Raw genomic sequence first — 13,078 nt, forward strand, 5'->3', positions numbered from 1 at the left:
ACCTGCTAAATTGGAAGAAGATCACCTACATAATAATGAAGAAAATATTCAGGATAATACAAGTAATGAAACCATTACAAGGGTTACCGGGATGTTTAAGGATTGGTTTTTGGACTACGCTTCGTATGTTATCTTAGAACGTGCCGTACCTGCAATTGAAGATGGATTTAAACCAGTTCAGCGTCGTATTATGCAGTCTATGAAGGACCTTGATGATGGGCGTTATAATAAAGTAGCAAATATTGTGGGTCATACCATGCAGTACCATCCACATGGCGATGCTAGTATTGCCGATGCCATGGTGCAAATAGGGCAAAAAGATATTTTAATTGATACCCAAGGTAACTGGGGGAATGTTTTAACAGGTGATAGTGCGGCAGCCTCACGTTATATTGAAGCGCGCCTGTCAAAATTTGCACTGGATGTAGTATTTAATCCAAAAATTACATCTTGGCAAGCTTCGTATGATGGCAGACGAAAAGAGCCCGTAAACCTTCCGGTGATGTTTCCATTACTATTGGCCCAAGGAGGAGAGGGGATTGCTGTTGGATTATCAACAAAAATATTACCACACAATTTTGTGGAGTTGATAGATGCGTCTATCAAACATCTTAATGGAAAAAAGTTTAGCATTTATCCTGATTTCCCAACGGCTGGAATTATAGATGTTACAGACTATAAAGATGGCATGCGCGGCGGAAAAGTTCGTGTAAGAGCCAAGATTTCTCAGTTGGACAAAAGTACTTTGGTCATAACAGAAATTCCATTTAGTACAAATACCTCCTCGCTCATAGATTCAATTTTAAAGGCTAATGACAAAGGAAAGATCAGAATTAAAAAAATTGAAGATAATACTTCATCATCAGTAGAAATTTTAGTGCATCTGCCGTCTGGGATTTCACCGGATAAAACAATTGACGCCCTGTATGCTTTTACAAATTGCGAGGTGTCAATATCGCCGTTAGGATGTGTTATCGAAGACAATAAGCCACTTTTTATTGGTGTTACTGAAATGTTGAGACGCTCTACAGATAACACTGTACAACTGCTAAAGCAAAATTTGGAACTTAAACTTGACGAACTTGAAGAGCAATGGCATTTTGCATCATTGGAGCGTATTTTTATTGAGAACAGAATTTACCGAGATATAGAGGAAGAAGAGACCTGGGATGGTGTTATTACAGCTATAGACAAAGGACTACAGCCGCATATTAAGCATTTAAAACGATCCATTACCACAGAAGATATTGAACGGTTGACCGAAATTAGAATAAAGCGTATTTCTAAGTTTGATATAGATAAAGCGCAACAAAAAATTGATGCCCTAGAAGATCAAATTGCACAGGTGAAACATGACTTGGCACATTTGGTGGACTATGCTATTGCTTATTTTACGCGTTTGAAGAATGACTATGGAAAAGGTCGGGAACGTTTAACAGAGATTCGTCTGTTTGACGATGTAGATGCAACAAAAGTAATTATCAGAAACACCAAGCTATATGTTAATCGGGAAGAGGGATTTGTTGGTACATCATTGAAAAGAGACGAATATGTTTGTGATTGTAGTGATATTGATGACATCATCGTTTTTACCAAAGATGGTAAAATGGTAGTTACTAAGGTAGATGCCAAAACATTTATTGGTAAGGATATCATTCATGTTGAAGTCTTTATAAAGAAAGATAAGCGTACCATTTACAACATGGTTTATAGAGATGGTGCTAAGGGGCCGTCTTTTGTAAAACGTTTTTCTGTAACAGGGGTTACACGCGATAAAGAATATGATTTAACCAATGGCAACAAAGGTTCTACGGTATGGTATTTTTCTTCAAACCCTAATGGAGAAGCGGAAGTGATTACGATATACTTGAGACAAGTAGGTAGTGTTAAAAAACTAAAATGGGATTTGGATTTTGCCGACATCCTCATTAAGGGGAGAAATTCTAAAGGGAATCGCGTAACCAAATATGCTATTAAGAAAATTGAGCTCAAAGAAAAAGGTGTTTCTACTTTAAAACCTCGTAAAATATGGTTTGATGATACCATACAACGATTAAATGTTGACGGTAGAGGAGAGCTTATAGGCGAATTTAGAGGAGAAGATCGTTTGTTGATCATTTCGCAAGCGGGCGTTGTTAAAACCATTTTACCAGAATTGACCACAAGATTTGATAATGATATGATTGTTCTGGAAAAATGGATTCCTAAAAAGCCAATATCTGCAATCTATTTTGAAGGCGAAAAGGAGCGCTATTATGTAAAACGTTTTTTTATTGAACACGAAGGTCGAGAGGAATTATTTATCTCTGACCATCCTAAATCGCATTTAGAGATTGTTTCTACAGATTGGAAACCAATGGTTGAAGTTGAATTTACCAAGGAACGTGGTAAAGACAGAAAAGACAATTGGGAAGTTAATCTGGAAGATTTTATCAGTGTTAAAGGTATTACTGCATTAGGAAACCAACTGACTAAGGAGAAAGTTAATCAAATAAACCTACTGGAGCCATTACCATACGAAGCCCCAAAAGAAGTTCCTGCACAGGAAATAGAAGTGGTGGATGAAGATGATGTGTCAGAAGCTAGGACAACTGCTAAATCAAAATCTACTGAAGGTGACGATACGAATGAAGATAATGGGCAAGGAAAGTTGTTTTAGATTCTTTTTAATCATTCCAAGGTCAATTTTGTGTAAAATAGTCAGGCTTTCTTAGAGTACTTATACTCTGTTAAAGTTTGAAACGCAGGCAATGTACAATTGTCCTATGGTAGTTTTAAACCTTATCGCTATTAATCTCTCCACAGAGTATCTTGCGACTAATCTTCTACCTTAGTAGCAGTACCTTGTTCTACTCGCTTTTTTTGGCTGCCAGGTTGAACCGCTAAGCTATATTCAAAAGTATAGTGGTTTTCAGAGGTTGTCAAAATCTTCATGTGGATTGCCTTTTCTTCACTCATATTTTTCGGATTGATATGTTTCATAATAAACTCACAATCGTTAATCCATCTAATAGAAGCGGTATCTATCTTGTTTTCGTAATAATCAATATTGAGATCTTCTGTTCTTACAAAACGCCCTGTTTTTTCAATTCCGTCGGTAACATAGGTGAATTCAAACGTTCCTGTTCTAAAGTCTTTGCAATTACGCTCTCGGTTGTAACAGCTAGAAAATAAAAGTAAAAAGGCGAAGGGCACTATCAATTTCATAAGTAACATATTTAAGCGCAAAATTAGGTAAAAGAAAGCTATTTTGGTAACCCTATTTTGAAACTCAAGGTACAATTTCAAGTTAATCCTTCACAAAATCCTTAAAGGTTCCATCTTTATAAAAAATAACAATTTTTTCAATGCTTTTATCTTGTGCGTCAAACTTTGGAATGTCTGTACTATCGTTCCTCTTTTCTTGGCTTGCATCACCGTGCGGTAAAACAGGTGTAGTTCGAGAAGGAAAATCGCCCTTACCATTTAACAGCCAATAAAGTTCAACTTCGGGAAAAGCTGATAACACTTTTAAAACAAAATCTAAACTTGGCTTATTTCTGCCAGACAAGATGTGTGAGATGCTCGAACGTTGAACTCCTATTTTTTCAGAGAAAGACGAGGCGCTTTCTGCATAGTAATCCATGACATCTTGCAATCTTTTTGAAAATTCATCACTGTTTATCATTGTAAACTTCTAGTACGGTATAATTGTGCTACAAATGTAACAAATACAAATGTAAATTTAGAATAGCGTCACTAATATTGTTTATTGTTATTAAACTAATGTTTTAAGTGTAATAGTTAAACTATCTGAAATACAGTATTTTTAATGATAACTTATTGAAGTTATCAAGAAATTGGTTTTTAAATGTAATAATCGTGAAAGGAGAACATCGATTTGTATAAGACTGTAAACAAATAGACCGAAAATTAATGTTTACAAATGTAAATTATCAATTGTTTACATTTGTCATCACAATTTTTTAATATGAACATGGTGCACTTACTTCATTCTTACCAACACTATTATGAGTCTTCCATTTATGGCCGATATATAAATTCAGACCATATTAAAGGTCTGCTTAAAAGACATAGTAACCATTTTGATGTCTCTGTAATTGGGTCATCAGTTTTGGGTGAAGACATTCAATTTATAAAAGTTGGCAATGGTAGATTGAGGATATTAATGTGGTCGCAAATGCATGGCAATGAAAGTACAACAACTAAGGCCTTGTTTGATTTGCTAAACGTTTTGTCAGATAATCAAGATGTGTTTGTTGAAGATTTACTAAATAAGATCACGATTGGAATCATTCCGATGTTGAACCCTGACGGATCAAGAGCGTATACACGGCTTAATGCCAATCACGTCGATTTGAATAGAGATGCCCAGGATTTGACTCAGCCAGAAAGCAGAGTGTTAAGATCATGTTTTAACAGTTTTAAGCCTGATTATTGTTTTAATCTTCACGGTCAACGCACCATTTTTAGTGCTGGTATACGAAACAAGCCAGCAACTGTGTCTTTCTTATCGCCCGCACAGGATAAAGAGCGTAGTGTAACTGTCACTCGAAGAAGGGCTATGGATGTCATTGTCAAGATGAATAGTACGCTTCAGGAGGTCATACCGGGACAGGTGGGGATTTATGATGATGCGTTCAATATTAATTGTGTTGGAGACACGTTTCAGTCGATGAATGTGCCTACAGTGTTGTTTGAGGCTGGCCATTATGAGAATGATTATAATAGGGAAGTGGTTAGAGGCTTGATGTTTCAGTCTTTATGGACGTCGATAGTTCAGCTTGGTTTTGAAGCTATTCCTGGAAACCTTGAAAGTGCCTATTCTGCAATCCCTAAAAACGAAAAATTGTTTTATGATATCATCATCAGAAATGTAAAGTTAGAAATTGCAGGAAATGAGAAAATTTTAGATTTAGGCATTCAATATGAAGAACGATTGGAGCAAAATCAGATTGTTTTCGTGCCTCGAATAATAAAAATTGCCGACTTGTCTAATTTCTATGGACATAGAGAATTGGATGCACAACAAAAGACCGTTGAGATTGGTAAATTTAAAGCGATAAAAGAGGGTGTCGAAATCGATTTCGTAATCCTAAATAACGAAAAACACTCACTAAATGTGGAAATAAAGTAGAATTTGGTGTATTATCTTTAATAAATTTCTATTATTTTTGTAAAAAATATAATAATACACTAAAAATGGGAAAGTTCAAATTAGATGAAATAGATCATCAAATTTTAGACATGTTAATAGATAATACCCGAATTCCATTTACGGATATTGCTAAAAAATTAGTAATTTCTGCTGGAACAGTCCATGTAAGGGTTAAAAAGATGGAAGAAGCGGGCATTATTCAAGGGTCATCATTAACTTTAGATTATAAAAAGCTTGGTTATTCATTTATTGCGTATGTTGGGGTTTTTCTGAATAATACCTCACAAACAAAATTTGTTTTAGAGCGCATCAACGAAATTCCGTTTGTTACTGTGGCTCATATCACCACTGGCAAGTTTAATATATTTTGCAAGGTAAGAGCTAGAAACACTTCTCATGCAAAGGATATTATTTTCATGTTAGACGATATTGAAGGTATTTACAGAACTGAAACTATGATTTCTTTGGAAGAAAGTATCAACGATAAAAAACGATTGATGCATTCTATATTTAACGAATTGTAGAATCATATATTTTATAAGGAAATACCCTTTGTTGAGAGCTCAATAAAGGGTATTTTTATGATGTTTATTGATATGACAAGAATGATTAGTACAGATTTAAGTGCCAGTGAATACAGTCCCTATTATCAGCCCTATATTGACCGGGTTGGCGCTGGGGATGTACTAGAAATTCTTAAGGTCAACTGTGAAGCAATTGATGCGTTCATGAGGACTATCCCTGATGATAGGCTTAGTTTTCAATACGTTGAAGGCAAATGGACTATCAAGCAAATTTTGCTTCATATGATTGATACAGAGCGCGTAATGTGTTATAGGGCGCTATGTATTGCAAGAATGGATCAGATAGAACTGTTAGGATTTGATCATGATGCTTATGTGGATTCTAGTCACGCTAAGAAGAGAAGCATGAAAAGTCTACTTAACGAATATAAAGCCGTTAGATCAGCTACGGTTGCGCTGTATGCAAGTTTTAATGAACAGGCTTGGTTGCGCAAGGGTAAGGCGAGTGGCTCCTCTGTTTCGGTCCGTGCCTTAGCGTTTATTATCGCAGGGCATGAAAAGCACCATGTTGAACTTATCAGATCTCTTTATTTATGATTGATAATAATCGAATGCTTTGATTATCAAGTTGTTTTCGACTAAACAATCAATTTTAGGTTTCCCAATGTCTTCCAAAAGCACAAAATTTATATTGCCATGCTCATTCTTTTTGTCATATTTTAATAACTCCATTATGGCGCCGTGGTCTGAATCGTCAATGGATACCTTGTCAAAAATATTGAGGAAGGTTTGTTTGATCACTTCTAATTGATCTTTTGGAAACCCTAATAATTCTGACGATATATAAGTTTCCATAATCATTCCTATAGCAATGGCTTCTCCATGCAACAATTCTTCCTTATTTGCGTGACTTAGAAAATAGGATTCAATGGCGTGCCCCAGGGTGTGTCCAAAATTTAATGTTTTACGTAATCCGTTTTCATTTGGATCTTCTGTAACAATGGCATTTTTAATTTCAACTGATTGATGAATCAAAATGTCTAAATCATTTAAGGTTAAGGTGTTTAAGTTTAAAAATTTTCCCCAATATGAGGGGTCATAAATTAGACCATGTTTTAACATTTCTGCCAATCCACTTTTCAATTGGTTTGTAGGAAGTGTCTCTAAATAGTCAGTGTCCACTAAAACCATATCACCAGAAGAGATCACACCAACTTGGTTTTTTAGTGCGCCTAAATCAACACCGGTTTTCCCACCAACAGAGGCGTCTACCATAGCCAAGAGTGAAGTTGGTACATTTACATATTTCAACCCCCGCTTGAAGGTGCATGCTACAAATCCCCCAAGATCAGTCACTACACCACCCCCAAGATTGATTACAAGACCTTTTCTGTCGGCTTCCAACTCTGATAATGCGTTCCATACACCTACACATGTATCAATATTCTTGTGGCTTTCCCCAGCTTCTATCTCTATGATTTCGTATGCCAAATCAGTCTCTAACTTTGACATGAATTTGGGTAAACAATAGGTGTGTGTATTGGTATCTACAACAATAAATAATTTTGAAAAAGAATTGGTTTTAAGGTAGTTATTAAGTTTTGTATAACCGTCAGCATTGAAATGGACGGTGTATGTATCGTTGGTAATTGAGGTCATTATAACAAAGGCTTTTAATAAAGGATGAAAATTAGCAGTTTTTAATCAAATTATAGCGAATGAATAAATATATTTGCCATTATTTTTCCACAATGACTACATCAAACATTTTTGAAAACACAGAAGTTGCTTTTAGTCTTAAAAGTGATTCAGAGTTAGAGCGTGCATATTTTTTGTTTAAGATGATATCTTATGAACCTTTGGTTAGAATAGGTACTGCAGCTACCAATTTTGCTTTAAAAGCGCACTTGCCTGTTGAAGGCTTAATACGATCCACTGTATTTGATCATTTTTGTGGAGGGGTAAGTGAAGAGGATTGCCTACCTGTGATTGACAGAATGTATGACAAACATGTGAGTTCTGTATTAGACTTTTCGGTTGAAGGGAAAGAGACTGAATCGCATTTTGATGCAGCCATGGAAAAAACACTTAAAATCATAAACTTCGCAGATGAAAAAAAGTCAATGCCAATAGCTGTATTTAAGCCTACGGGATTTGGTCGTTTTCATCTTTATCAGAAAAAGGGAGAGGGAAAACCATTCACTGACAAGGAACAAGAAGAATGGGATAGAGTGGTGGCACGTTTTGATGCTGTCTGTAAATTGGCAAAACAAAAGGATGTAGAAATATTAATTGACGCCGAAGAAAGCTGGATGCAAGATGCTGCTGACGAACTCTGTGAAGACATGATGCGAAAATACAATACAAGTATTCCTGTTGTGTATAATACGCTACAGCTTTATAGATGGGATCGACTAGATTATCTCAAAAAATTACATCAACGCGCGAATGAAGAAGGATTTACCATAGGCGTTAAAATTGTACGTGGGGCTTACATGGAAAAAGAACGCGAAAGAGCTGAAGAAAAAGGTTATGAATCTCCAATTTGTGCAACAAAGGAAGCCACGGATGTGAACTTTGACGAGACTTTAGAATATATACTGAATAATTTAGACACCATTTCATTATTTATAGGCACTCATAACGAACGAAGCAGTTATTTGGCTATGCAGATGATGAAAGATTTAAAAATAGATAAAAGTGACAACCGTGTTTGGTTTGGGCAATTATATGGCATGAGTGATCATATTAGTTTTAATTTAGCTGCCAACGGTTACAATGTAGCTAAATATGTGCCATTTGGGCCCGTAAAGGATGTGATGCCTTATTTAATTAGACGAGCGGAAGAAAATACCTCTGTTGCTGGGCAAACGAGCAGGGAACTTATGCTGATAAAGGCAGAAAGAAAACGGCGGAAATTATAAATTTATTTGTAGATTCAAATAAACAACTTATTCATGAAATCTAATCCATTTACTAGTGCGATCTACGAAAATATTTGGTTAAAGCATTATGGTAAAGGCCAAAAAGCATCAAAGTTTAATTTTCTAAATGGTGTTAAATTTATTGAGGGAAAGTTGCCTAGATACTATACGAACATCGGTGAAAATTATACTAGTGGATTATTCTATCGCATAGATCAAAGCAAGTCAGATTATGAAGGTAAGGTTTGTGTTATCTTTGATGTACCAGAATATTTGCACAGTAAACTCAATTTAGATTGTTCGAATCTCAAAATTCTTAAAATACAACAATATAAGGGGTTGTACGTAAATTTGAAAAATTACAAATCCCTTGATGAAGTAATTTTTAACTGTTATAATTCTGGCAAAAGCAGGTATAATTTTAGAAGGTCACTTAAACAACTTCATAAAAATCATGATATCAGTAAAAAAATGTTTTTTGGTCAGATTTCAGAAGATGAATATATTGGTTTAATCCATGAGTTCAAAAGAATTCTTGAAACGAGATTTACTGCACTGAATACTCACAATACGGTGCTTCCGATGTGGGACTTTTACAAGGAAGTTCTTTTTCCATTAATTAATGATAAACACGTGGCTCTTTTTGTTATCTACGATGCTGAGCAGCCTATTGCTATGTCATTTAATTTTGTATATGGTGATAACTTAGTTGTAGCTCTAAGAACTTTTGATATTAAATATAATAGAATTGGACTAGGGAATATTGAAATATACTATTTAATTGAATGGTGTCTCGAAAATAATATAAACATATTAGATTTTTCTAAAGGCGAAAGTGATTACAAGGAGCGTTGGTGTGATACCGAATACCGCTATCAACATCATATAATTTATGATTCTAAATCTGGAAAAGCTACTGCAGTTGCCATATTTATGGCATATTATTACAGGTTAAAACAATTTTTAAGAGATCAAAATATAAATTCACGAGTTACCAAATTGCAGTTTAGACTTAAAAAATGGAATGTGTCCGATTGAGAATATAAAACCTCATGAATTGATATTGGAAAAATTTTCATTTCCATAGCGAAAAAGAATTAAATCTCAATTTTTTATTTTAATATACATTATAATAAAAACGGTAAATTTTATTTCAATTAGATTCTCAGTATTTGAACGTAAACAGTGTTCCATTAATAAAATTAATTTAAATATAGTTATTTGATGATGGAACACACCTAGTTAGCTTTTGTCCAAAATTGCATCGACACTACCCCTAGAGAGCAAAATGTTATATTTTCAGGAAACTATACCATTTTTTATTTTTTAAAGGTTCTTTACCATATCCATACCCGTAACCATACCCTTTTTTATCGAAGTTTGTACCATTTAACAACAAATTTAACTTGGGTAGTCTACCGTCTTCAAATAATGGTTTGGCTATAGCAACTAAATGTCTTTTATCAATATTGTTTGCGCTCACTACATATATGAACATATCAGCATATTTTGATACGAGAAGGGTATCACTTACCAGCCCTACTGCTGAGGCGTCAACTATTATGTAGTCATATTTATCTTCAAAATATTTAAAAAGCTCTTCTACTTTTGGGCTCATCAATAGTTCAGAAGGGTTAGGAGGTATTGTGCCTGAAGGAATAATATCTAGGAATTTATTATATGGCAGTTTGGTTAAAATGTCATCAGGTTTCAATTCTTTATCAGCCAAATAATCTGATAAACCAGCGTTAGTTGATGGTTGTTCGTTCAACGATTTAAGTACAGTGGGAACACGAATATCCATTTCTATTAACAATACTTTTTTTTCAGAAAATGAAATAGAGGATGCTAGGTTGGTACTAGTGTGTGATTTGCCTTCCTGTGCTCTTGTTGAAGTAATAAAGATTTTTTTAGTAGTTGATCTTTGATCTTTTAATATAAAATCTATATTGGAACGAATAATTCTGAAAGCTTCAGCTTTAGGCGAATAATCAACACGATTAATTAGTTTTGTTTTTTTACTAGTTAAAGGAATGTCCCCAATATATGGTATTTCTAGCAGATTGATTAAGTCGTTTTTATCATAAACTTTTGTATCGAGCAAATCTGTTACGTAAATTAAACCGATAGGTAGCATTAGTCCTAATATTAAGGCCGCTAAATATGTTATTGATTTTTTAGGTGCTACAGGTGAATAATTTGAATAGGCTGTGTCAATTATCTTAGCATTTGGCGAAAACATTCCCAGGCTAATAGCAGATTCTTCACGTTTTTCCAATAAATATAAATAAAGAGACTCCTTAATACTTTGTTGTCGCTCAATATCTCGCAATTGCCTTTGTTTTGTTGGTGCCGAATAGAGTTGCCCCCTAATTCTTGCATCTTCTCTAGTGAGATTGTTTAGAGTGATCTGACTTGTCTTTTTCATATTCTCCAATGAATTCTCCAAATTGGCTTTTAAGGAATTAATTTCATTATTGAGGCTAATAACCACAGGGTTGATTTCAGTGGAATTTTTTAAGATTCGATCACGTTGTGCTACCAGTTCATTATAGTTTTTAGTAACCTGATTAACATTAGGATCTGCAATACCCAGGTTTGAAGGCAAATAGTCAGAGCTCTTGCTTTCATCTTTTATTTCTTGTTGTAAGTAATCGATTAACTGAATTGTATTTGCAGTATTGTTGATCTGAATCTCATTTTGTTTTTCACTTTCTAGATAGATGTTGGCTTGAGAACCTAATGCTGTTAAATTATTTTTTTTCTGAATTTGTTCGGCGGAAAAGTCCACCTCTTCTAATTCTTTAAACACAAGTTCAAGACGGTTGTTTATAAAATCAGAAGTCACCCTAACAACCTCTTCCTTATCTTTGATTACGTCGTTATTATATTCCCGAATCACTTGGTTTAAAATATCAATGGCTTTATGGGGAATGTTATCTCTAAGTGACATTTTTACGACACTCGACCCTTCATCTAAATAAGTTTGGATGCTCGATTGATATTTATTAACTACTGAGGTTACTGGGCTGATTTTAGCTTTTAAATTGCTGCCAACGATTGGTGCATATTCACCAACATTAGGAACTATCATGATATCTCCAAAACTTGTTTTTATTCGATCGCCAAATGAAAGTAATTTCCCTTCATTTTCGTCTCTATTGATAATGGATTTACCATCGTCTTTAAACATTAAAAATTTTGAAGGAGAGGTGACTTTGATGTAAAGAGTTGTGTCAATATTGTATATAATTGAGTCTCTAGTGAAGAAGTTTATTCGAATCGGTGGGTTTTCATAAATTTCTTGTTCCTTAATCTTGCCTTGTTCGAAGTAACTTACATTAAGTTTTAAGTTTTTAACAATATTGGAAATTATCGTCCGAGAAGTCATAACTGCAATTTCATCCTTTATTTTGTTTCCTCCGTCTGAAAAAAGCCCACCTTTACCCATGTCAGCTATGGTCGGTAATTTTTGCGATTGTTTCTCATCTTTAATCTTAATGGTTGCAAAGGCTTCATACTGATAAGTTGAATAGCGAAGATAACCATAGGCGATAATCAAGGCAACTATAGCAGATAATACGATCAATTTCCATTTTGACAGATATAAGTCAAAAATCTTTCTAATTTCATTGGTTGATGTCGTATCCATGGGATTTAAAAGAAATTTAATTAACACTTCTTATTTAATTAAAAATACAGCGACTATTGTAGTTAGCGTACCAATAGCTGAAATCAGAATAGCGTTATTTTCATTGTAATTAGATGAGCGAATTCTGGAATTATTCGGTTCAACAACCAGTACGTCATTCTGTTGCAAATAATAAAGAGGAGAACTTATGGAGTTAACTGAAGTCAAATCTATCTTAGCAAATCTCTTTTTACCATCAACTTCTCGTATTAACAGGACATTATTTCTATGACCATAAATGGTAAGATCGTTTGCAAGACCTAAAGCCTCCAATAAACTGACACGTTCGTTTTGTATTGTAAATGTTCCAGGATTTGACACCTCGCCCAAAATTGTAACTGTAAAATTTACCAGCCTAATATTTATTATAGGGTCTTTTGCATAGGCGCTAATTTTCTCTTTTAACATTTCCGTTAGTTGAATTCTTGTCATACCCGCAATGTGCAAAGTTCCTAAAACAGGGAATTCTATATTGCCATTATAATCAATAAGATAACTCTGAATTCTTCTATTATTATTGGTCATTACCAAATCTTCAGTATCAGATACAATTGCGAGATTAAAAGGTTGGGCAGCTATGGGGTCGGCAGCTGTTACTGTAATTGTTAAGATATCGTTTGGTTTGTAAGTTAATTGTTCAGGTGAAGAGTCAATATAGCCACCGCTCAGTGGTTCATCTTGAAAATATATAAAGTCTTTTCGAGAAGCACAGGACGACACCATAGTTAAGGCTATTATTAAAATAATTAAAAAACGTATATTCATCTATATTGATTTTAAG

At 34.4% G+C, this 13,078-nt stretch carries 11 protein-coding genes; 6 read left to right on the forward strand and 5 right to left on the reverse strand.

Annotated elements, in window-relative coordinates; all coding sequences use genetic code 11:
- Positions 1–10: 10 nt before the first annotated feature.
- Positions 11–2,659 carry a DNA gyrase/topoisomerase IV subunit A gene (locus BXY82_RS09895; protein WP_133758034.1) on the forward strand — a complete coding sequence of 883 codons (2,649 nt, stop codon included), beginning with the start codon at positions 11–13 and terminating at the stop codon, positions 2,657–2,659.
- 158 nt (positions 2,660–2,817) lie between these two features.
- On the opposite strand, the gene BXY82_RS09900 is transcribed toward BXY82_RS09895, so the two are convergent.
- Together BXY82_RS09900 and BXY82_RS09905 are read right to left on the reverse strand one after the other, a co-directional pair.
- Positions 2,818–3,207 carry a hypothetical protein gene (locus BXY82_RS09900; protein ID WP_133758035.1) on the reverse strand — a complete coding sequence of 130 codons (390 nt, stop codon included), beginning with the start codon at positions 3,205–3,207 and terminating at the stop codon, positions 2,818–2,820.
- Between the two features lie 82 nt (positions 3,208–3,289).
- The gene (locus BXY82_RS09905; protein ID WP_133758036.1) at positions 3,290–3,667 is read right to left on the reverse strand and encodes a helix-turn-helix domain-containing protein; all 378 of its coding nucleotides are present in this window, start codon (positions 3,665–3,667) and stop codon (positions 3,290–3,292) included.
- Positions 3,668–3,976: 309 nt separating this feature from the next.
- Here BXY82_RS09905 and BXY82_RS09910 point away from each other — a divergent pair, with 309 nt between their 5' ends.
- The 3 genes from BXY82_RS09910 (at position 3,977) to BXY82_RS09920 (ending at position 6,279) form a co-directional block, all read left to right on the forward strand.
- A complete protein-coding gene (locus BXY82_RS09910) occupies positions 3,977–5,137 on the forward strand; it encodes a M14 family metallopeptidase (RefSeq protein WP_243835775.1) in 1,161 nt (386 codons plus the stop codon).
- Between the two features lie 65 nt (positions 5,138–5,202).
- Entirely contained in the window at positions 5,203–5,682 is a 480-nt protein-coding gene (locus BXY82_RS09915; protein WP_133758037.1) for an Lrp/AsnC family transcriptional regulator, read from the forward strand.
- 81 nt (positions 5,683–5,763) lie between these two features.
- Complete coding sequence (locus BXY82_RS09920) at positions 5,764–6,279, forward strand: DinB family protein (RefSeq protein WP_166643288.1); 516 nt, start codon at positions 5,764–5,766, stop codon at positions 6,277–6,279.
- On the opposite strand, the gene aroB is transcribed toward BXY82_RS09920, so the two are convergent.
- The gene (aroB, locus tag BXY82_RS09925) at positions 6,274–7,341 is read right to left on the reverse strand and encodes a 3-dehydroquinate synthase (RefSeq protein WP_133758039.1); all 1,068 of its coding nucleotides are present in this window, start codon (positions 7,339–7,341) and stop codon (positions 6,274–6,276) included. The genes BXY82_RS09920 and aroB overlap by 6 nt on opposite strands.
- Before the next feature lie 92 nt (positions 7,342–7,433).
- Between aroB and BXY82_RS09930 the strand changes: the two genes are divergently transcribed.
- Together BXY82_RS09930 and BXY82_RS09935 are read left to right on the forward strand one after the other, a co-directional pair.
- Positions 7,434–8,606 carry a proline dehydrogenase family protein gene (locus BXY82_RS09930; RefSeq protein ID WP_133758640.1) on the forward strand — a complete coding sequence of 391 codons (1,173 nt, stop codon included), beginning with the start codon at positions 7,434–7,436 and terminating at the stop codon, positions 8,604–8,606.
- Between the two features lie 33 nt (positions 8,607–8,639).
- The gene (locus BXY82_RS09935) at positions 8,640–9,644 is read left to right on the forward strand and encodes a GNAT family N-acetyltransferase (protein ID WP_133758040.1); all 1,005 of its coding nucleotides are present in this window, start codon (positions 8,640–8,642) and stop codon (positions 9,642–9,644) included.
- A gap of 253 nt (positions 9,645–9,897) precedes the next feature.
- Here the strand turns inward: BXY82_RS09935 and BXY82_RS09940 are convergent, their stop codons facing one another.
- Both BXY82_RS09940 and BXY82_RS09945 read right to left on the reverse strand, forming a co-directional pair.
- On the reverse strand, positions 9,898–12,258 hold the full coding sequence (locus BXY82_RS09940) for a GumC family protein (protein ID WP_133758041.1): 2,361 nt from the start codon (positions 12,256–12,258) through the stop codon (positions 9,898–9,900).
- Between the two features lie 30 nt (positions 12,259–12,288).
- Positions 12,289–13,062 (reverse strand): polysaccharide biosynthesis/export family protein, encoded by a 774-nt coding sequence (locus BXY82_RS09945; RefSeq protein WP_133758042.1) that lies wholly within the window; start codon positions 13,060–13,062, stop codon positions 12,289–12,291.
- Positions 13,063–13,078 lie beyond the last annotated feature (16 nt).

It is taken from the genome of Gelidibacter sediminis (genome assembly GCF_004364975.1).
GTDB lineage: Bacteria > Bacteroidota > Bacteroidia > Flavobacteriales > Flavobacteriaceae > Gelidibacter > Gelidibacter sediminis.